Here is a 20191-nt window from a genome sequence, read left to right on the forward strand (position 1 = left end):
CAGGCTTGAAACCGTTTCGATTACTTGTCCAGCGCCTTCAAGACCTTGTCGGTGATGTCGATGCGCGGGCTGGCCCACAGGGCTTCCTGCAGCACGATGTCATATCCTTCGATATGCGCCATCTGCTGGATGATGGTGTTGGCTTTTTCCGCGATGGCGCTGCGCTCTTCGTTCGTGCGCTGGCTCAAGTCTTCGCGGAACTCGCGCTGGCGGCGCTGCAGCTCCTTGTCCAGCTCGAAAAACTCGCGCTGGCGCTTGGCGCGCTCCGCCTCGCTCAGGGTCGGCATGTCCTTTTCCAGGGCTTCGTTGGCGACCTTGAAGCGGCTGGCCAGTTCCTGCACGGCTTTTTCACGCGAGCGGAACTCTTCGGCCAGCTTGGCGCTGGCCAGCTTGGCCAGCCTCGATTCGTTATAAATACGTTCGCTGCTGATCCAGGCGATCTTCGACTCCTGAGCCTGCGCCTGCACCGGCAACAGCGAACTCCAGCACAATGCAATCATGGCAAGGGACTTGGGCAGGGTGGCGGATGCGGTGTTCATGATACTCCATGGTCAAAAAGTAAAAGCTGTCGCCCCGTTTCAGATGGCCGGTTAGAAACCGGTGCCCATCTGGAACTGGAAGCGCTCCAGGCGGTCCGTCGGCTTGGCGTTCAGCGGCTTGGCATAGCTCAGCTTGAGCGGGCCCACCGGTGAAATCCAGCTGATGCCCAAGCCAGCAGAATAGCGCAATTGCGAGATCCGCATTTTTTCGCCTTCCTGATAGACCTGGCCGCCGTCAAGGAAACCGAACCAGCGCAGACTGCGGTCATTGCCCGAACCGGGGAATGGCATCTGCAGTTCCGCGTTACCGATCAGGCGCGAAGCGCCGCCCAATGCATCGTTGGTGCTCGGTTCAACCGCGCCCAGCGAAGAACTCAGGTAGCCGCGCACCGAACCGATACCGCCGCCGTAGAAGTTCTTGAAGACGGGGTACACGTGATTGCCGATACCGTGGCCGTAATCGATCTCGCCCTTCAGCGCCAGGGTGACCTTGCTGAACAGCGGACGGAAATACTGGTGCTCGTAGATGGCACGGAAGTATTTCTGGTCGCCGATCAGGTCAGCCTCCAGGTTGATGCGCTGGTAGCGGCCGATCGATGGCGTCAGGGCGCTGTCGCGGCTGTCGCGCTGCCATGCCGCCGTCAGCGGGATGGAATTCGTGGTAGCCGAACCGATACCGTCCGACGGGCCGCCATTGTCGATCACGTACTGCTTGAAGCGGACCGGGCTGGTGACGTCGGTTTCGATGCGCGAGCGCTCGGCGCCGATACCGAAGAAGACGGTGTCGACTTCGGAGAACGGCACGCCGAAACTGACGCGGCCACCGGTTTGCTTGATCTTGTAGCTGCCGATGTTCAGCGCTGGCGGTTCCGTCGTCCGCAGGTAGACTTCAAAGCTGCGCGAAATGCCGTCGTCCGTGAAGTACGGATTGGTTTGCGAAAACGCAATCGTGCGGCTGTAATGGCTGGTATTGAGTTCAATGCCGACCGTGTTGCCGCTACCGGCAAAGTTGGCCTGCGAAATCGACGCCGACAGGGTGAATTTTTCCGACTGCGAGAAAGCGCCGCCGATCAGGAAGTTACCCGTTGGTTTTTCCACCACCGTCACGTTGACGTCGACCTGGTCGGTCGTGCCCTGCGCTTCCGGCGTGTCGATGGTCACGTCCTTGAAGTAGCCCAGACGGTCGACACGGTCGCGCGACAGCTTGATCTTGTTGCTGTCATACCAGGACGATTCGAACTGGCGGAATTCGCGGCGGATGACTTCATCGCGCGTGGTGGTATTGCCGGCGATATTCATGTGGCGCACGTAGACGCGCTTGCCCGGATCGATGAAGAAGGTGAAACCGACTTCATGCTTTTCACGGTTGATTTCCGGATTGGCGTTGACGTTGGCAAACGCGTAGCCGAACGTGGCCAGGCGATCCTGGATGCGCTTGTTCGTCGCCGTCAGGCGCGCGCCCGAATAGATTTCGCCTTCGCGCATCAGGTTCAGGGCTTTCAGCTCTTCTTCGCGGCCAAACATCTCGCCTTCGAACTTGGTGCCGGCGATCTTGTACTTTTCACCTTCGGTGATATTGATCGTCAGGTAAATGTCTTTTTTATCGGGCGTGATCGACACTTGCGTCGAGTCGACCTGCATCTCGATATAGCCGCGGTCCAGGTAGTAGGACTTGAGCGACTCGATGTCGCCCGTCAGCTTGGTCTTCGAATATTGATCGGCCTTGGTGTACCAGCTGAACCAGCCGCCCGTGTTCAGGGCCAGCTGCTCGCGCAGTTCCTTGTCGGTGAAGGCCTTGTTGCCGACGATGTTGATCTGCTTGATGCGGGCCACGTCGCCCTCGTCGACGGCGAACACCACGTTGACGCGGTTGCGCTCGATCGGCGTGACGGTGGTGGTGATCTTCACGCCGTACAGGCCATGCGACAGGTACTGGCGCTTGAGTTCCTGTTCCGCGCGGTCAACAGACGCCTTGTCGAAAATCTTGGCTTCGCCCACACCGATTTCCTTCAATGCCTTGACCAGCACATCCTTTTCAAATTCCTTGGTACCCGTAAATGCCACGGAAGCGATGGCCGGGCGTTCCTCGACCAGCACCACCAGCACGTCGCCATCGGCTTCCAGGCGCACATCCTTGAACATGCCCGTCGCATACAGGGCCTTGATGGCGGCAACGCTCTTCTCGTCGGAGAACGTTTCGCCGACCCGCACCGGCAGGTAGGCAAAGACGGTGCCCGCCTCGGTACGCTGGATCCCTTCGACCCGGATGTCCTTGACAGTAAATGGCTGGACGGCCAGCGCGTGGCCGGAACAGATGGCCATGACGGCGGCGCCGATCAGGCTGCGACGAAAGGAAGGCAAGGCAAAACGAGCAGAATGTAATTTCATTGGGGTTATTCAATGGGTAAATCAATGGACAACATACACAAAAGATTGCTTGTGCGACTCACGCAATGGCATCAACCACCGCCCTAATTCAGCAATCGCAACACGTCATTAAAGACGGCAAGCACCATCAAGGTCAGCAGCAAACCGATCCCCAGGCGCTGGGCAATCTCGCCTACGCGCTCCGGCAAGGGGCGTCCGGTCAAAACTTCCAGCGAATAATACAGCAAATGCCCGCCATCCAGAACAGGAATGGGTAGCAAATTCATCACGCCCAGACTGATACTGATGAAGGCAATGAAGCTCAGGTAGCTTACCAGGCCGATGCGCGCCGTCTGGCCCGCGTAATCGGCGATGGTAATGGGACCCGTCACATTCTTCAGCGAGACCTGGCCGGTGATCATTTTGCCCAGCATTTTCAGGCTCATGACACTGGTATCCCAGACCTTGGCGGACGCCTTGCCCACGGCAGAGAACGGTCCGGAGGCCACGGTGATCATATCCGGCACCTGTCCCAGCTTTGCCTGTATCTTACCAACTGTTACAGCTCCCTCTGCCCCGGCGCCCGGCACGGCGTCCGGCGTAATGGACAGGGTCAGGTCCTGGCCCTGGCGCAAGAGCTGCAATTGCAAGGTCCGGCCCGGCGCCTGGCTCAGAGTGGCGATGACGGCCGCCACGTCGTGCACGGGCTGTTCGTCGATGGCCAGGATCTGGTCGTTTTTCTGCAGGCCGGCGCGCGCGGCGGCGCCATCGGGCATGATTTCCATCAAGGTGGGCGCGGAACGGGCCAAGGTCAGGCCCAGCTTGCCCAGCACGTCGCCTTCCAGGTCCGCTTCCGTCAGGCTGGCCGTCGGCAAGGTCGCTTCCTGCTGGCCACGGTCGGGACGGCGCACTTCGATGCGCGCCGGCTGCTTGTCGAGGGTGGCCTGGATCAGTTCCCAGCGCAGCTCGGACCAGCTGGCCACGGCCTTGCCATTCACCGCTTCGACCGTATCGCCGCTGCGCAAGCCGGCCGCATAGGCGGCGGTCTGCTCGGCCACAGGGCCGAGCTTGCTCGACGGCTCTTCGATGCCATGCATGAACAGGCCCGCGTACAGCACGATGGCGACGAGGAAATTGGCCAGCGGGCCGGCAGCCACGATGGCGATGCGGCGCCACACGCTCTGGCGCGTGAATTCGCGGCGCAATTCGCTTTCCGGCAAGTCGCTGAGGTCTTGCGCGCGGCTGTCGAGCATGCTGACATAGCCGCCCAGCGGCAGCGCGGAAATCGCCCATTCCGTCTGGTCCTTGCCAAACTTGCGCGAATACACCACTTTTCCCATGCCGATCGAGAAACGCAGCACTTTTACGCCGCACCAGCGCGCCACCAGATAGTGGCCCAGCTCGTGCAGGGTGATCAGCGAGCCCAGCGCGACGATGAACGCCAGCAAGGTGGTAATCAGGGTCATGCGGCCAGCCTGCGGGCAATGTACGCGTGCGCGGCCGCTCTGGCCAGGCGGTCCTGCTCCATCACGGCCTCGATGCTCGAAGCGGCGCCGTGCGGCACCGTCTCGATCACGTGCGCGATGACGCGGTCGATCTGGCGGAAGCCGATCTGTTCATCGAGGAAGGCTTGCACGGCCACTTCATTGGCCGCGTTCAGCAAGGCCGGCGCCGTGCCGCCCGCGCGCAGGGCGTCGAAGGCCAGCGCCAGGCAGGGGAAGCGGCGGAAATCGGGACGTTCGAACTGCAAGGTGGCCACTTGCGCCAGGTCAAGCTGCGCCACGCCAGAGTTGATACGCTGTGGATACGCCAGCGCATGCGCGATCGGCGTGCGCATGTCCGGATTGCCCAGCTGGGCCAGCACGGAACCGTCGATGTACGACACCATCGAATGAATCACGCTTTGCGGGTGGATCAGCACTTCGATCTGCTCCGCCGGCGCGCCGAACAGCCAGTGCGCCTCGATCACTTCCAGGCCCTTGTTCATCATGGTGGCCGAATCGACGGAAATCTTGCGCCCCATGGCCCAGGTCGGATGCTTGCAAGCCTGGTCCGGCGTGACCGTGTCGAGCGTCTCGACGTCGCGCGTGAGGAAGGGGCCGCCTGACGCCGTCAGCACGATTTTCGCTACGCCCGCGGCGCCCGGCGCGCGGCCATGGGCATGCGGCATGCATTGGAAGATGGCGTTATGTTCGCTGTCGATCGGCAGCAGTACGGCGCCGTTGTCATGCACGGCATCGATGAACAGCTGGCCGGACATGACCAGCGCTTCCTTGTTGGCCAGCAATACTTTCTTGCCGGCACGTGCCGCCGCCAGGGTCGGCGCCAGACCGGCCGCGCCGACGATGGCCGCCATCACGCCCGTCACTTGCGGCGCGCTGGCGATGGCGCACAGTGCCTCCACGCCGTACTCGACTTGCGTATCGACGCCCTGCCCGCGCAGCAAACGCGTCAGCTCAAGGGCGGCGTCAGCCGTGCCGACGACGGCGCGCTGGGGACGGAATTGCAGGCACTGGGCGGCCAGTTCGGCGACACGGCTGTGCGCGCTCAACGCGTACACGCTGTATTGCTCCGGGTGACGCGCGAGCACGTCCAGGGTGGACACGCCGATCGAACCGGTCGCGCCAAGGATGGTGATGTATTGCATGAGTTTCCTTAAAGCCAGCTGGCCACGAGGGCGGCAAATGGCAGGACCGGGATCAACGCGTCGATACGGTCGAGTACACCGCCATGGCCAGGCAGCAGGTTGCTGCTGTCCTTGATGCCGGCGCGGCGCTTCAATTGGGATTCGAACAGGTCGCCGACGATGCTGGCGGCGACGATCAGCAGCAGCACCAGCAAAGCTACCAGCCAGCCGCGGCGCAATTGCAGCTGCACGGCAAAGGTGTCTTGCAAGACCGGCAGTGCTGGCGCGGCGAAAATCGTGATGGCGGCGATGACGAGCACGGCGATGCCGCCGCCGATGGCGCCTTCCCAGGATTTACCAGGAGAAATACTTGGCGCCAGCTTGCGCTTGCCGAAAGCCTTGCCCGAGAAATAGGCGCCGACATCGGCGATCCACACGAGGGCCATCACGGACAGCAGGTACAAGGGGCTATGCAGGAACAAGGCGATGATGGCGACGAAGCAGCCGACGATGGTCACCGGATACACCAGGCTGAGCAAGGTATTGCCCAGGCCTTCGGTGGGCGGCAAGCCCGTCGCCAGCGAAGGCACGAAGCGGATCAGCCAGATGGCCACGCACAGGGCGAACCAGAAATTGAGCTGCGCCATGCCGTTGCCGACAAAAAACGTATAAGCGAAGGCGGCAGTCCAGATGGCGGCAATCAGGAGCGCCTGGCGATTTTTGAAAATGCGGAAGCTTTCCCAGATGGCGGCGCCGAAGAACGCCGTGGCGATCACGGCGAAGGCGGGGAAGTAATTCAGATACAGAACCGGCAGCAAGACCGCCAACAAGACCAGGGCGGTGATTATCCGTGTTTTCAGCATCAGTTTGTCTTTTCAGTTAATTGCGCGCTGGTACGGCCAAAGCGCCGTTCGCGCTGCTGGTAAGACGCGATTGCCGCGTCGAGGCACTCGTCATTGAAGTCGGGCCAGAAAGTCTCGGTGAAAAACAACTCAGTGTACGCCAGTTGCCACAGGAGGAAATTGGAAATGCGCTGCTCGCCGCCCGTGCGGATAAACAGATCGGGCTCGGGCGCGTAAGCCATGGCCAGGTGCGGCGCCAGTTGCTCTTCCGTGTAGGCGTGCCCGGCGCTCTGGCCGTTGGCTGCCGCCTCGGCCGTCATTTTGTTGACTGCCTGCATGATATCCCAGCGGCCGCCGTAATTGGCGCAGATGGACACCGTCAGGCGCGTGTTGTTCGCCGTCTTGCGTTCCGCATTGGCGATCAGGGTTTGCAACTGCTCATTGAAGCGCGACAGGTCGCCCACGACCTTGAGGCGGATATCATTGGCGTGCATCTTGACCACTTCGCGTTCCAGCATCGTGACGAACAGGCGCATCAGCATCGACACCTCTTCTTCCGGGCGGCGCCAGTTTTCCGAACTGAAGGCAAACAGGGTCAGGTACTCGACACCGCGATCGAGGCAAGTCTCGACGATGCCGCGCACGGCGTCGGCGCCCTTGACGTGGCCAGCCACGCGGGGCAGGAAGCGCTTGGTTGCCCAGCGGCCATTGCCATCCATAATGATTGCCACATGGCGCGGCACCGTGCCCACCTCAGGTACTGCCGTTGTCGAACTCGAATAGATCATGAAAACACGAATACCAAAAATAAAAGATAGCTATTATGCGCCAAATAGCACTGCCCGGAAAAGCCATGCTTTTCCGGGCAGTGTCAAAAGAACTGAAAACTAGACCGTCAGCACTTCTTTTTCTTTGTCGACCACCATCTTGTCGATGTCGGCAATAAACTTGTCCGTCAGCTTCTGCACTTCTTCCGACGAGCGGCGCTCATCGTCCTCGGAGCAGGCTTTTTCCTTGACCAGTTTCTTCAGCGACTCGTTCGCATCGCGGCGAATGTTACGCACGGCAATCTTCGCGTCTTCCGCTTCGCTCTTGACCAGTTTGACCATTTCCTTGCGGCGCTCTTCCGTCAGCGGCGGCGTCGGAACGCGGATCAGGTCGCCCTGTGCCGACGGGTTCAAACCCAGGTCGGCGTCGCGGATGGCTTTTTCGATGGTGTTGGCCATCTTCTTTTCGTACGGCTGCACACCGATGGTGCGCGCGTCGATCAGGGTCACGTTGGCAACCTGGGTCAGCGCCGTCGGCGAACCGTAGTAATCGACCATCACGTGGTCCAGGATACCCGTATGGGCGCGGCCGGTACGCACTTTGGCCAGGTCGGCGCGCAGTGTTTCCAGCGACTTCGTCATGCGTTCCTGGGTGTTCTTCTTAACGTCAGCTAAGGACATTACCTACTCCTTGTCTTGATAATAATGAATATTCTATTGCGCTTGCGGGTTGAATGGTACCGCAGCCGGGAGTGCCGAAAACCGTTCAGGGCAAGGCGCAGCGCCGAAGACAGTACTTAATGTACGGCGAGGCGCTGCAACGCAGCCATGAGCGGTTTCTCGGCGCTCCGCTTCCCTTATACGTGAACCAGCGTGCCTTCATCTTCACCCATGATGACGCGCATCAGCGCGCCCGGCTTGGTGATCGAAAACACTTTGATTGGCAGTTTCTGGTCGCGGCACAGGGCGAATGCGGTGGCATCCATCACTTGCAGGTGCTTGGCGATGGCGTCGTCGAACGTAATCGTGTGGAACAGGGTGGCGTTCGGATCCTTCTTCGGATCGGCCGTGTAGACGCCGTCGACCTTGGTGGCCTTCAGGACGATCTCGGCGCTGATCTCGGAACCGCGCAGGGCGGCTGCCGTGTCGGTGGTAAAGAACGGATTACCGGTACCGGCAGCGAAGACAACCACTTTACCTTCTTCCAGGTATTGCAGGGCTTTCGGGCGGACGTACGGCTCGACCACTTGCTCGATGCCGATGGCCGACATGACGCGCGCGGTGATGCCGACGTGGCGCATGGCATCGGCCAGGGCCAGGGCGTTCATCACCGTGGCAAGCATGCCCATGTAGTCGGCGGTGGCGCGGTCCATGCCTTGCGCACCAGGCGCGACGCCGCGGAAGATATTGCCGCCGCCAATCACGATTGCCAGTTCCACACCCAACTTTGCCACCTCGGCCACATCGGCCACCATGCGCTCGATCGTGGCGCGGTTGATGCCGTAGGGATCATCACCCATCAGGGCTTCGCCGGACAACTTGAGGAGGACGCGCTTGTAGGCTGGTTTTGACATGAGCTGGGGCTCCATAAATGAGGTTATTCGAGTATGACATGGCGCAGCGCCTTGCAGCGCCGGATAGGCGGGAGGAAGCTGCCCATGCCGCCGCCCGGCACGACAGGTGCGGGCGGGCCAAAAAAACGGGCCTCTCGGCCCGCTTTACTTACGCTCCCTGGGAGGCAGCCATCTGTGCTGCGACTTCTGCTGCGAAGTCGTCTTGCTTCTTCTCGATGCCCTCGCCCACTACGTACATGGCGAAACCTTTGACGCTGGTGTTAGCCGCCTTCAGCATTTGCTCAACCGACAGCTTGTCGTTTTTCACGAAAGCTTGGTTCAGCAGGGAAACTTCTTTCAAGAACTTCTGTACGGAACCTTCCAGGCGCTTGGCCAGGATTTCCGGCGATTGCGCTGGCTTGCCTTCGGCGGCCGCTTTGGCTGCGTCTTCTTCGGCTTTCAGTTGTGCAACCGAACGCTCTTTTTCGATCAGTTCCGCAGGAACTTCGTTCGACGACAGCGACACTGGCTTCATGGCAGCGATGTGCATGGCCACGTCTTTGCCGACTTGCTCATCGGCGCCGTCGAATTCGACGATCACGCCAATGCGCGAACCGTGCAGGTACGAAGCCAGCTTGGCGCTGGTTTCGAAACGCTGGAAGCGGCGGATCGTCATGTTTTCGCCGATTTTGCCGATCAGGGCAGCGCGCACGTCTTCCAGGGTCTTGCCATCGAGTGGCAGGGCCAGCAGAGCAGCGACGTCAGCCGGGTTGTGTTCCGCTACCAGACGGGCAGCGTTGTTGGCCAGTGCCAGGAAATCGTCGTTTTTCGCAACGAAGTCGGTTTCCGAGTTCACTTCGACCAGGGCGCCTACGCCATTGGCGATGTAAGTTGCCACGACGCCTTCAGCGGTGATGCGTGCCGATGCTTTCGATGCCTTGCCGCCCAGTTTGACGCGCAGGATCTCTTCCGCACGAGCCATGTCGCCTTCGGCTTCGGTCAGTGCTTTTTTGCATTCCATCATTGGTGCGTCGGTTTTGCCGCGCAATTCGCCTACCATCGCTGCTGTAATCGCTGCCATGTGTTTCTCCTGATTCGGTGAGTCGATAGTCGCGGCCGGGCATGCATGCCTCGCCAGCGGTCACTATCGTTTTTTTGTTAAAAAAAAGGGGGAGCTGCTGCCACCCCTTTTCCCTTACTGCTGTGCTTACAAACGGCTATCCTGCGATAGCCTGGCCATTAAGCCTGTTCGTTTACTTCGACGAATTCGTCGCCAGCGGCTGCTTTAACCATTTCAACAACTTCGTTACCGGCAGCTGCACGGCCTTCGATGATTGCATCAGCAACACCGCGAGCGTACAACATGATGGCTTTCGAGGAGTCATCGTTACCTGGGATCACGAAGTTCACGCCTTCTGGGGAGTGGTTGGTATCGACAACGCCGATGACCGGGATACCCAGTTTAGCTGCTTCGGTGATCGCACCTTTGTGGTAGCCGACGTCGACGACGAAGATTGCGTCAGGAATGCCGCCCATGTCCTTGATGCCGCCGATCGATTTTTGCAGCTTGATCATTTCGCGGGAGAACATCAGCGCTTCTTTTTTCGACAGCTTCTCGATCGAACCGTCTTCGATCATCACTTCCATGTCTTTCAGACGCTTGATCGAGGTTTTGATCGTTTTGAAGTTGGTCAGCATGCCGCCCAACCAACGTTGATCAACGAAAGGCACGCCAGCGCGTTGTGCTTCAGCAGCGATGATTTCGCGAGCTTGACGCTTGGTGCCAACCATCAGGATGGTGCCACGGTTTGCAGCCAGTTGACGCACGTGCTTCATTGCGTCCTGGTACATCGCCATGGTTTTTTCCAGGTTGATGATGTGGATCTTGTTGCGATGGCCGAAGATGAACGGTGCCATTTTTGGATTCCAAAAACGGGTTTGGTGACCAAAGTGGACACCGGCTTCCAGCATTTCGCGCATTGTTACGGACATTATTAACTCCAGGGTTGGGTCTGGAATCCGATCAGTCACCATACAGGCACCCTTGTCGACCGGATTCGCGTGTTTATATAAATTAAAGACACTGTTTTACTACATTGCTTAAAAGAGAATTCAAGCAACCCGGGATTCTACACCGAAATGCCCATTTCATCAAGTCCACGGCGCAAATCGCGCGCGCAGCGACGGCAAGCGTTGCACCACGCTGGTGCAACGCGTATCCGCCATGGCCATTCCCGCAAAAAACGCCTGCTCGCCCTAGGATGGAGGCGGCGGATACAGGGCGCCTCGTTTATAATTTCGACATATTTGCAGACTTTTCCTCCTACGCTGAGATTCGTCTGTGCTTTTCACCCGAACAACTTGCAGATTGCGAATTACATCATGTCCACCATCCGTATCAATACCGCCGCCGACATCGAAGGCATGCGCGTTGCCGGCAAACTCGGCGCCGAAGTGCTCGACTACATCACTCCCTTCGTCAAGGTCGGCGTCACGACCGGCGAACTGGATCGCCTGTGCCACGAATACATGGTCAACGTGCAAGGCACCATCCCTGCCCCGCTGAACTATTGCCCGCCCGGCTACACGCCCTACCCGAAAGCCATCTGCACCTCCGTCAACGACGTCATCTGCCATGGCATCCCCGGCGACAAGGTCTTGAAAAGCGGCGACTCCGTCAACCTCGACATCACCGTCATCAAGGATGGCTACCACGGCGACAACAGCCGCATGTTCCTCGTCGGCACGCCGACCATCCTGGCCAAGCGCCTGTCGGAAATCACCTATGAATGCATGTGGCTGGGCATAGCCCAGATCAAGCCGGGCGCCCACCTGGGCGATATCGGCCACGCCATCCAGCAGCACGCGGAAAAGGCAGGCTACAGCGTGGTGCGCGAATTCTGCGGCCACGGCATCGGCAAGGTCTTCCATGAAGAACCGCAAGTGTTGCATTACGGCAAGCCAGGCACCCTGGAACGCCTGGAAGCGGGCATGATTTTCACCGTCGAACCGATGATCAACTCGGGCCGCCGCGAAATCCGCGAAATGAACGATGGCTGGACCATCAAAACCAAGGACCGCAGCCTGTCGGCGCAATGGGAACACACAGTGCTGGTGACGGAAACGGGCTATGAAGTGCTGACCGTCTCGCCCGGCATGCCGCCACCACCGGCCTTGATCCTGAACAAAGCCTGATCCTCCACCCCACGCACCGCCACCCAGGGCCCAGATGAAAAAGCAAGTTCGGGAACAGCTGAAACAGCAACTGAAAGCCGACCGCCAGGTCGTCATTGCGGCCTTCCAGGCCGACGGCAAGCCTGAAAAACTGCTGCGCAGCCTGCGCCACAGCGTCGACGGCGTGCTGGCGCGCGCCTGGCAGGAAGCGGGCTTGCCACCAGGCACTTCCCTGGTGGGCGTGGGCGGCTATGGCCGCGGCGAACTGTTTCCGTATTCCGACGTCGACCTGCTGATCCTGCTGCAACAGGCGCCCGATGGGGCCACGCAGGAAAAGCTCGAGGAACTGGTGCAGCTGCTGTGGGACCTGGGCCTGGAAATCGGCCACAGCATCCGCACGGTCGATGAATGCCTGGTCGAATCGAAGGCCGACATCACCGTGCAAACGAGCTTGCTCGAAGCGCGCCTCGTGTGCGGCAACGCGGACTTGTTCGCGCAATTGCAGCAACGCTATGACGCGGCCATGGACCCGCAGGCGTTTTTCCAGGCGAAAACGGCGGAAATGCGCCAGCGCCATGCCAAATATGAAGACACGGCCTTCAGCCTGGAACCGAATTGCAAGGAAAGCCCGGGCGGCTTGCGCGACTTGCAGGTCATCCTGTGGGTAGCCAAGGCGGCGGGCCTGGCAAACTCGTGGCGCACCCTGGCCACGGGCGGCCTGATCACCCTGACGGAAGCGCGCCAGCTGATGGAAAAGGAGCGCGCCTTCAAGGATATCCGCGTGCGCCTGCACCTGCATGCGGGGCGGCGCGAAGACCGCCTCGTGTTCGACGTGCAGACGGCCATCGCCGAATCGCTGGGCTTGCAGGCGACGGGCAGCGGGCCGCACATGCGCCGCGCCAGCGAATTCCTCATGCAGCGCTACTACTGGGCCGCCAAGACGGTGACCCAGCTCAACACGATCTTGCTGCAAAACATCGAAGCGCGATTGTTTCCACAAGACAATGTGGCCGTGCCCATCAACGCACGCTTCAATGAAGTCAATAGCCTGATCGACATCAGCGCCGACGATACCTTCGAACAATACCCATCGGCCATGCTGGAAGTCTTCGTGCTGATGACGGAACGCCCCGCCCTGAAGGGCATGACCTCGCGCGCCACGCGGGCCCTGTGGCACGCGCGCTTCAAGATCGACGCCGCCTTCCGCCAGGACCCCGTCAACCGCGCCCTCTTCCTGCGCATCATGCAAGCGCCGGTCGGCATCATCCATGCGCTGCGGCGCATGAACGAGATGAGCATCCTGGGGCGCTACCTGCCAAATTTCCGCCGCATCGTGGGCCAGATGCAGCACGACCTGTTCCACGTGTACACGGTCGACCAGCATATTTTGATGGTGGTGCGCAACATGCGCCGCTTCACCATGAGCGAACACGCGCACGAATACCCGTTCTGCAGCCAGCTGATGGCCGATTTCTCGCAATCGTGGCTGCTGTACGTGGCGGCCCTGTTCCACGACATCGCCAAGGGTCGCGGCGGCGACCATTCGAAGCTGGGCGTGGCCGACGCCACCCAGTTCTGCCAGGAGCATGGCCTGTCGGAAGAAGACACGGAACTGGTGGCTTTCTTGGTGGAAAATCACCTGACCATGTCGCAAGTGGCGCAAAAGCAGGATTTGTCCGATCCCGACGTCATCGCCGCCTTTGCAAAGGTGGTCAAGGACGAGCGCCACCTGACGGGCCTGTACCTGCTGACGGTGGCCGACATCCGCGGCACCAGCCCGAAAGTGTGGAATGCCTGGAAGGGCAAGCTGCTGGAAGACCTGTACAAGATCACCTTGCGCGTGCTGGGCGGCGAACCGCACACGGCCGACCGCGAGCTGAAGAACCGCCAGCAGGAAGCGCTGGCCACCTTGCGCCTGTACGGCTTGCCGCCGGACGCCCATCTGAAGCTGTGGCAGCAGCTGGACGTGGCGTATTTCCTGCGCCACGACGCGTCCGACATCGCCTGGCAAACGCGCTCGCTGTATGACAAGCTCGACAGCAAGTTGCCGGTGGTAAAATGCCGGCTGGCGCCCATCGGCGAAGGCTTGCAGGTGGCCGTGTATATTCCCGACCAGCCCGACCTGTTCGCGCGCATCTGCAGCTATTTCGACCGCAAGAACTTCAGCATTCTCGACGCGAAGATCCACACGACCAAGAATGGCTATGCGCTCGACACGTTCCTTGTCACGGAACAAAATTTCGCCAAGAGCTACCGCGACATCATCAGCCTGATCGAGCATGAGCTGGGCGAGCTGCTGCAGTCGCAAACGCCGCTGCCGCCGCCGGGCAAGGGACGGCTGTCGCGCCTGTCGCGCACCTTCCCCTTCCAGCCGACCGTGGATTTGCGGCCCGATGAAAAGGGCCAATACTATTTGCTGTCGGTGGCGGCCAACGACCGCACGGGGCTGCTGTATGCGATCGCCAACGTGCTGACCAAGTACCGCATCAACTTGCACACGGCCAAGATCATGACCCTGGGCGAGCGGGTCGAAGACGTTTTCCTCGTCGACGGTCCCGCGCTCAACAATGCCCGCAACCAGATATTGCTGGAAACCGATTTACTCGATGCGCTGAAAGTGTAGACTTTCCGCGCAGCGCCTACCTTACTGAAACTGAAACAACATGACCGAAGAATTATTACGCTTGTCCAAACGCATGTCCGAACTGGGCCTGTGCTCCCGCCGTGAAGCCGATGAATGGATCGCACGCGGCTGGGTCCGTGTGGATGGCAAGGTGGTGTCCGAGCTGGGCAGCAAGGTCTACCCGAGCCAGCGGGTCACCGTGGAACGCCAGGCGGCGGCCGAGCAATCGAAGCGGGTCACCGTGCTGATCAACAAACCCGTCGGCTACGTCAGCGGCCAGGCCGAAGACGGCTACACACCCGCCGTGGCCCTGATCAAGGCGGAAAACCGCTGGGCGGAAGACCGCAGCCCGGAACAATTCCACCCGACCCAGCTGCGCAGCCTGGTGGCGGCGGGCCGCCTGGACATCGATTCCGTCGGCTTGCTCGTCCTGACCCAGGACGGCCGCGTGGCCAAGCAGCTGATCGGCCACGATACCGATATCGACAAGGAATACCTGGTGCGCGTGAGCTATACCAAGGGCGGCACCCTGCCCGACAGCGAACTGAAAAGGCTCAACCACGGCCTGTGGCTCGACGGCAAGCCGCTGCTGCCGGCCAAGGTGCGCTGGCAAAACGAAGACCAGCTGAGCTTTACCTTGCGCGAAGGCAAGAAACGCCAGATCCGCCGCATGTGCGAAGCCGTCGGCCTGAAAGTGCTGGGCCTGAAACGCGTGCGCATCGGCAAGGTTAAGCTGGGCGACTTGCCGACGGGCCAATGGCGTTACCTGAGCGCGGACGAACAGTTTTAAGCGACGGCATCAAGGTGGCATGCCGCGTGGCATGCCAAGCCATATAAGCAACAGGAATATAGTGATATAAAAACAATTATTGTGATTTACTTAGTAAATATTGCTTTAAACCTATACACTATTCCCCATCAGAACAAAAGAGATACGCTGTCGTGAACGATCCCATCCCCAATCCCCTGCGCAAAGGCGCGCCCAGCCTGGCTGACGTGGCCGAGCCGATGGCGCCAGGCACCAAGCCGCACCATATGAGCGATCCGTGGGATATCGGCGAAACCCTGTGCAGCCTGGCAGACAACGGCGACGCCATTTCCATCTACCCGGCGGGCGGCGAAGACGTCATCATGGCGCGTATCCTGTCCGTCGACGACGACTTGCCGCAATTCGTGCTGGAGCTGAATGAAGGCGCCACCCTGCCCGAAGGCGGCGCCACGTTTGTGTCGTGGGTGCAAAGCGCCAAGTTGCAATTTACCATCAATGGCGAATGGGAAGCATATCCCGAGCGGCCGAACGTGTACCTGACGAACTTCCCCAGCCATTGCCTGGTGCTGGAACGGCGCGAATCGGCACGCCTGGAAACGCCGCTGGGCGTGTACTACCTGGCCGCCTTCGTGCTCGAGGGCCGTCCGTATGAATTGCAGCTGTATGATTTCTCGGCCGGCGGCATCGGCATGCGCGCCCATCCGCGCGACACGGTAGGCCTGTACGTGGGGCGCAAGCTGTCGCGCGTGCGCCTGGAGCTGGGACCGAACAAGGTCATGATCGCCGACCTGGAAATCCGCCTGTCGCGCACCTTCCGCTCCTTCCTGCTGGGCGAGCAGGTGCAGATCGGCTGCCGCTTCCTGAACCTGACGGAAGCCATGCAGGATGAATTGAAATTGCTGCTCGATAACCTGGGCAGCAGCCGCAAGGTGCGCTAGCTTTGCTTCATGCATGAAAAATGGCCGCCCAGCTCATGCTGCGCGGCCATTTTTTGTTTAACAGCCAAAGTCACGAGGCGCCTGAAAAACGTTCAGGGCAAGGCGCATTGCCGAAGACAGTACGAAGAGTACGGCGAGGCAATGCAACGCCGCCATGGGCGTTTTCTCAGGCGCCGATCAGTCGTCGTCGTTTGGGTCGAGGTCGGGAAACATGACTTCCGTGTAGCCGAATTGCGTAAAATCAACGATACGCATCGGATACAAAATGCCGTGCAAGTGGTCCACTTCATGCTGCACCACGCGCGCATGGAAACCGTCGCAGTCGCGGCTGATGGGCTGGCCGAACTGGTCCACGCCTTCGTAATGCAGCTCGCTCCAGCGCGGCACGCTGCCGCGCAGGCCGGGCACGGACAGGCAGCCCTCGAAACCCTCTTCCTTGCGTTCCGACAAAGGCGTCAGCACAGGGTTGATCAGCACGGTTTCCGGCACTTGCGGCGCATCGGGATAGCGCAAGTTCTGCTTGAAGCCGTAGATCACCAGCTGCAGGTTGACGCCGATCTGCGGCGCCGCCAGGCCCGCGCCATTGGCCGCATGCATGGTGTCGAACATGTCGGCGATCAAGGCATGCAGTTCGGGCGTATCGAATTCACGCACGGGCTCGGCCATGCGCAGCAGGCGCGGATCGCCCATCTTGAGGATGTCACGTACCGTCATTTTGTTTCCAGTGTCGCTTGCAGTTGTTGCAGGTAAGTGCGGAAGGCGGCGCCCGTTTCCGGATGCTTCATGCCCATCGCCGTCGTTGCCTTCAGGTAACCAAGCTTGGAGCCGCAATCATAGCGCTGCCCCTGGTAGCGGTATGCCAGCACGCGCTCTTCGCGCATCAGGGCGGCGATGCCGTCCGTCAACTGGATTTCGCCGCCGGCGCCCGTGCCGATATTTTCCAGGTGGTTAAAGATACGGCTGGTCAGCACATAACGGCCCACCACGGCCAGGGTTGACGGCGCCTCTTCGGGCGCGGGCTTTTCCACGATGGCCGAGACCAGTTCCAGGTCGGGCTGATAATTCTTCGCCGACACAATACCGTACTGCTTGGTTTCCGCGCGCGGCACGTCCTGCACGGCCAGCAGCGAGCAATTTTCATACTGGAAGACATCGGTCATCTGCGCCAGCACGGGGCGCACGCCCTCTTGCACATCCATAAAATCGTCGGCCAGCAAGACGGCAAACGGCTCGTCGCCGATCACGGGACGAGCGCACAGCACGGCATGCCCCAGGCCCAGCGGCGCGGACTGGCGGATGTAAATGCAATTGATATGCTTGGGAATGACGTTTTGCACCATGTCGAGCAACTGGCGCTTGCCGGCCGCTTCCAGCTCCGATTCCAGCTCGTAAGCCGTATCGAAATGGTCTTCGATGGCGCGCTTGTTGCGTCCCGTGATGAAGATCATTTCCGTGATACCGGCCGCCACGGCTTCTTCCACCGCGTACTGGATCAGCGGTTTATCGACGATGGGCAACATTTCCTTCGGTTGTGCCTTGGTCGCTGGCAAGAAGCGGCTGCCCAGGCCGGCGACGGGAAAGACTGCTTTTCTGATTTTTTTCATGGGTCTTCTGTAATATTTTAAGAATTAATCCTGCGCGAGCAAAGCCAGCAAACCAGCCTCGTCGAGGATGGCCACGCCCAGTTCCTGGGCCTTGGCCAGCTTGCTGCCGGCGTCCGAGCCGGCCACGACATATCCTGTCTTCTTCGAAACAGAACCGCTGACCTTGCCACCGGCCGCTTCGATCAGCTCCGCCGCCTCGTCGCGGCTCATATTGGGCAAGGTGCCCGTCAGGACGAAAGTCTTGCCGTCCAGCTTGCCGCCAGCGGCTGGCATTTCAGGCAATTGTGACAGTAATTCATGGCGCAGGGCGTCCAGTTGACCAAGCAGCTTGACATTGCCCTCATCGACCAGCCATTGCGCCAGCGACTCGGCCACGGCGGCAGGCAAGCCCGCATGGAAGCTGGCGCCTTGCGCGGCCAGGGTGGCCAGAGTCACGCCCCGCTCCACCAGCTGCTTGCTGCGCGGCTCCGTCAGCTTCGGGATGCCGATGGCGGCCAGCAAGGTGGTTTGTTCGAGCTGCGTGCGCAGCTTGGCGCTGGGCGCGTGTTCGCCTTGCGGCGCGACACCGGCGTCCAGCAACGCCTGCAGCGCCTGCTGGTTCTTTTCTTCGGCAAAGAAATCGGCAATCGACTCGGCGACCGTGCCGCCGATGTCGGGCAGCACGCGCAGCAAGGCCGCGGGCGCTTGCCGCACATACGCCAAGCTACCCAGCCACTCGGCCAGGGTCTTGGCCGTCGATTCGCCCACGTGGCGGATACCCAGCGCGAACAGGAAACGCTCAAGCGGCGGGCGCTTGCTCGCTTCTATACCGGCCAGCAAGTTTTCCGCCCACTTGGTGGGAATCTTGCCTTGTTGTACTGTTTCTGGCGTCGAACCGTCGCGCTCGTCGGCGCGCACTTTCATTTCCAGCAATTTATCCAGGGTCAGGCTGTACAAGTCGGCCAGGCCGTGCACGTATTCCAGTTCGACCAGGGTATCGATATAACGTTCGCCCAAGCCTTCGATATCCATCATGCGCCGGCCCGCGAAATGGCGGAACGCTTCCTTGCGCTGCGCCGAGCAGAACAGGCCGCCCGAGCAGCGGGCAATCGCCTCGCCCTCTTCGCGCACCACGTGCGAGCCGCACACGGGGCACGTTTCCCGCATCTTGAACGGCGGCGGCGCCGGTTCCGGCCGCTTTTCCAGTACCACGGACAGCACTTCGGGAATCACGTCGCCCGCGCGGCGCACGATAACCGTATCGCCCACGCGCACATCCTTGCGCAGCACTTCATCTTCATTGTGCAAGGTGGCGTTGGTGACCGTCACGCCGCCCACGGAGACGGGCGCCAGGCGCGCCACGGGCGTCATGGCACCCGTGCGGCCCACCTGGATATCGATGCCCAGCACCTGCGTCAGCGCCTCTTCGGCGGGGAATTTGTGCGCCAGCGCAAAACGCGGCGCGCGCGACACAAAACCCAGCTCTTGCTGGTCTTCCGTCGCGTTCACCTTGTAGACGACGCCGTCGATTTCATACGGCAAGGCGGGACGGCGCGCGCCGATGTCCGCGTAATAATCGAGCAAGCCTTGCGCGCCCTGCACCACACGGCGCTCCTTCGACACGGGAATGCCCAGGGTGTCGTACCAGTCCAGCAAGGCCGAATGCGACACCGGCATGGCGGCGCCATCGAGGGCGCCGATGCCATACGCATAGAAACGCAGCTTGCGCTGGGCCGTGATGCGCGAATCGAGCTGGCGCAGGCTGCCGGCCGCCGCATTGCGGGGGTTGGCGAATTCCTTCTGGCCCGCTTCGCGCTGGCGTTCGTTCAAACGGGCAAAATCGGCCTTGAACATCATGACTTCGCCGCGCACGTCGAGCACGGCCGGAATCCGGTCGCCATGCAGGCGCAGCGGGATGCCGGAAATGGTGCGGATATTCGCCGTCACGTCTTCGCCCGTGGCGCCATCGCCGCGCGTGGCCGCCTGCACGAACAGGCCGTTTTCATAGCGCAGGTTGATCGCCAGGCCGTCGAATTTCACTTCGGCCGCGTAGTCGACCTCTGCACCGTCAAGGTCCAGGCCTTCGCGCACGCGGCGGTCGAAGTTGACAATATCGTCATCGGTGAAACCATTGTTCAACGACAACATCGGCACCGTGTGCGTGACTTGCTCGAATTGCGGCAAGGGCGCCGCGCCCACGCGCAAGGTGGGCGAATCGGGCGTGCGCAATTCGGGATGGGCCGCTTCCAGCGCCTGCAGTTCGACGAACAGCTTGTCGTACTCGGCGTCGGGGATGGTGGGATTGTCGAGCACGTGGTAGGCGTGCAGATGCCGATTGAGTTCGGCCGTGAGTGCCAGGACGCGCTGGGCGGCGTCCTGGTTGATCGGATCAGTCATTGTTGCGGGATTC

The 20191-nt window shown here is 60.7% G+C and carries 17 protein-coding genes; 4 read left to right on the plus strand and 13 right to left on the minus strand.

Going from position 1 to position 20191, the window contains the following annotated elements; genetic code table 11:
* Positions 1-20 precede the first annotated feature (20 nt).
* The 10 genes from O0879_RS06575 to rpsB all read right to left on the minus strand — a co-directional run bounded on the left by O0879_RS06575 (position 21) and on the right by rpsB (position 10686).
* A complete protein-coding gene (locus tag O0879_RS06575) occupies positions 21-539 on the minus strand; it encodes an OmpH family outer membrane protein (protein ID WP_099379860.1) in 519 nt (172 codons plus the stop codon).
* Between the two features lie 51 nt (positions 540-590).
* Complete coding sequence (gene bamA / locus O0879_RS06580) at positions 591-2927, minus strand: outer membrane protein assembly factor BamA (protein ID WP_289915533.1); 2337 nt, start codon at positions 2925-2927, stop codon at positions 591-593.
* 83 nt (positions 2928-3010) lie between these two features.
* Complete coding sequence (gene rseP, locus O0879_RS06585; protein WP_099664328.1) at positions 3011-4372, minus strand: RIP metalloprotease RseP; 1362 nt, start codon at positions 4370-4372, stop codon at positions 3011-3013.
* Entirely contained in the window at positions 4369-5553 is a 1185-nt protein-coding gene (ispC, locus tag O0879_RS06590; protein WP_289915536.1) for a 1-deoxy-D-xylulose-5-phosphate reductoisomerase, read from the minus strand. Before ispC ends, rseP begins: the two co-directional genes overlap by 4 nt.
* 8 nt (positions 5554-5561) lie before the next feature.
* Positions 5562-6395 carry a phosphatidate cytidylyltransferase gene (locus tag O0879_RS06595; RefSeq protein ID WP_289915538.1) on the minus strand — a complete coding sequence of 278 codons (834 nt, stop codon included), beginning with the start codon at positions 6393-6395 and terminating at the stop codon, positions 5562-5564.
* Positions 6395-7162, minus strand: coding sequence for a polyprenyl diphosphate synthase (uppS, locus tag O0879_RS06600; RefSeq protein ID WP_099664331.1), 768 nt, complete (start codon positions 7160-7162; stop codon positions 6395-6397). The genes O0879_RS06595 and uppS overlap by 1 nt, the downstream gene beginning before the upstream one ends.
* Positions 7163-7261: 99 nt before the next feature.
* A complete protein-coding gene (frr, locus tag O0879_RS06605) occupies positions 7262-7822 on the minus strand; it encodes a ribosome recycling factor (RefSeq protein WP_034784152.1) in 561 nt (186 codons plus the stop codon).
* A 176-nt stretch (positions 7823-7998) separates the two neighbouring features.
* Positions 7999-8715 (minus strand): UMP kinase, encoded by a 717-nt coding sequence (gene pyrH / locus O0879_RS06610; protein WP_034752258.1) that lies wholly within the window; start codon positions 8713-8715, stop codon positions 7999-8001.
* 148 nt (positions 8716-8863) lie between these two features.
* Positions 8864-9775: a translation elongation factor Ts gene (gene tsf / locus O0879_RS06615; RefSeq protein WP_034752260.1), complete on the minus strand. Its 912-nt coding sequence runs from the start codon at positions 9773-9775 to the stop codon at positions 8864-8866.
* Positions 9776-9933: 158 nt separating this feature from the next.
* The gene (gene rpsB, locus O0879_RS06620; RefSeq protein ID WP_010397614.1) at positions 9934-10686 is read right to left on the minus strand and encodes a 30S ribosomal protein S2; all 753 of its coding nucleotides are present in this window, start codon (positions 10684-10686) and stop codon (positions 9934-9936) included.
* 390 nt (positions 10687-11076) lie between these two features.
* Here rpsB and map point away from each other — a divergent pair, with 390 nt between their 5' ends.
* From map to O0879_RS06640, 4 genes are all read left to right on the plus strand, one after another.
* Positions 11077-11889 carry a type I methionyl aminopeptidase gene (map, locus tag O0879_RS06625; RefSeq protein ID WP_099668116.1) on the plus strand — a complete coding sequence of 271 codons (813 nt, stop codon included), beginning with the start codon at positions 11077-11079 and terminating at the stop codon, positions 11887-11889.
* A gap of 34 nt (positions 11890-11923) precedes the next feature.
* Positions 11924-14491, plus strand: coding sequence for a [protein-PII] uridylyltransferase (locus O0879_RS06630; protein ID WP_289913815.1), 2568 nt, complete (start codon positions 11924-11926; stop codon positions 14489-14491).
* Between the two features lie 40 nt (positions 14492-14531).
* On the plus strand, positions 14532-15281 hold the full coding sequence (locus tag O0879_RS06635) for a pseudouridine synthase (RefSeq protein WP_289915539.1): 750 nt from the start codon (positions 14532-14534) through the stop codon (positions 15279-15281).
* Between the two features lie 152 nt (positions 15282-15433).
* Positions 15434-16198 (plus strand): PilZ domain-containing protein, encoded by a 765-nt coding sequence (locus tag O0879_RS06640; RefSeq protein ID WP_289915541.1) that lies wholly within the window; start codon positions 15434-15436, stop codon positions 16196-16198.
* 177 nt (positions 16199-16375) lie between these two features.
* Here O0879_RS06640 and def read toward each other — a convergent pair whose 3' ends face one another.
* From def to ligA, 3 genes are read right to left on the minus strand one after another with little or no spacing between them, the layout of a single operon-like run.
* Positions 16376-16912: a peptide deformylase gene (gene def, locus O0879_RS06645; RefSeq protein ID WP_076569759.1), complete on the minus strand. Its 537-nt coding sequence runs from the start codon at positions 16910-16912 to the stop codon at positions 16376-16378.
* Positions 16909-17802: a UTP--glucose-1-phosphate uridylyltransferase GalU gene (gene galU, locus O0879_RS06650; RefSeq protein ID WP_289905338.1), complete on the minus strand. Its 894-nt coding sequence runs from the start codon at positions 17800-17802 to the stop codon at positions 16909-16911. The genes def and galU overlap by 4 nt, the downstream gene beginning before the upstream one ends.
* A gap of 24 nt (positions 17803-17826) precedes the next feature.
* A complete protein-coding gene (gene ligA, locus O0879_RS06655) occupies positions 17827-20178 on the minus strand; it encodes an NAD-dependent DNA ligase LigA (protein ID WP_289915544.1) in 2352 nt (783 codons plus the stop codon).
* Positions 20179-20191: the final 13 nt, after the last annotated feature.

The sequence above is a fragment of the Janthinobacterium sp. SUN120 genome (assembly GCF_030397735.1).
GTDB classification, from domain to species: domain Bacteria; phylum Pseudomonadota; class Gammaproteobacteria; order Burkholderiales; family Burkholderiaceae_D; genus Janthinobacterium; species Janthinobacterium kumbetense.

Bases quoted from the DNA above. Each gene is read 5' to 3' on its own strand.
- O0879_RS06635 (WP_289915539.1), top strand. From the start codon at position 14,532: ATGACCGAAGAATTATTACGCTTGTCCAAACGCATGTCCGAACTGGGC.
- O0879_RS06630 (WP_289913815.1), top strand. From the start codon at position 11,924: ATGAAAAAGCAAGTTCGGGAACAGCTGAAACAGCAACTGAAAGCCGAC.
- O0879_RS06575 (WP_099379860.1), bottom strand. From the start codon at position 539: ATGAACACCGCATCCGCCACCCTGCCCAAGTCCCTTGCCATGATTGCA.
- uppS (WP_099664331.1), bottom strand. From the start codon at position 7,162: ATGATCTATTCGAGTTCGACAACGGCAGTACCTGAGGTGGGCACGGTG.
- frr (WP_034784152.1), bottom strand. From the start codon at position 7,822: ATGTCCTTAGCTGACGTTAAGAAGAACACCCAGGAACGCATGACGAAG.
- tsf (WP_034752260.1), bottom strand. From the start codon at position 9,775: ATGGCAGCGATTACAGCAGCGATGGTAGGCGAATTGCGCGGCAAAACC.
- map (WP_099668116.1), top strand. From the start codon at position 11,077: ATGTCCACCATCCGTATCAATACCGCCGCCGACATCGAAGGCATGCGC.
- bamA (WP_289915533.1), bottom strand. From the start codon at position 2,927: ATGAAATTACATTCTGCTCGTTTTGCCTTGCCTTCCTTTCGTCGCAGC.
- ligA (WP_289915544.1), bottom strand. From the start codon at position 20,178: ATGACTGATCCGATCAACCAGGACGCCGCCCAGCGCGTCCTGGCACTC.
- rpsB (WP_010397614.1), bottom strand. From the start codon at position 10,686: ATGTCCGTAACAATGCGCGAAATGCTGGAAGCCGGTGTCCACTTTGGT.
- O0879_RS06595 (WP_289915538.1), bottom strand. From the start codon at position 6,395: ATGCTGAAAACACGGATAATCACCGCCCTGGTCTTGTTGGCGGTCTTG.
- ispC (WP_289915536.1), bottom strand. From the start codon at position 5,553: ATGCAATACATCACCATCCTTGGCGCGACCGGTTCGATCGGCGTGTCC.
- def (WP_076569759.1), bottom strand. From the start codon at position 16,912: ATGACGGTACGTGACATCCTCAAGATGGGCGATCCGCGCCTGCTGCGC.
- rseP (WP_099664328.1), bottom strand. From the start codon at position 4,372: ATGACCCTGATTACCACCTTGCTGGCGTTCATCGTCGCGCTGGGCTCG.
- galU (WP_289905338.1), bottom strand. From the start codon at position 17,802: ATGAAAAAAATCAGAAAAGCAGTCTTTCCCGTCGCCGGCCTGGGCAGC.
- pyrH (WP_034752258.1), bottom strand. From the start codon at position 8,715: ATGTCAAAACCAGCCTACAAGCGCGTCCTCCTCAAGTTGTCCGGCGAA.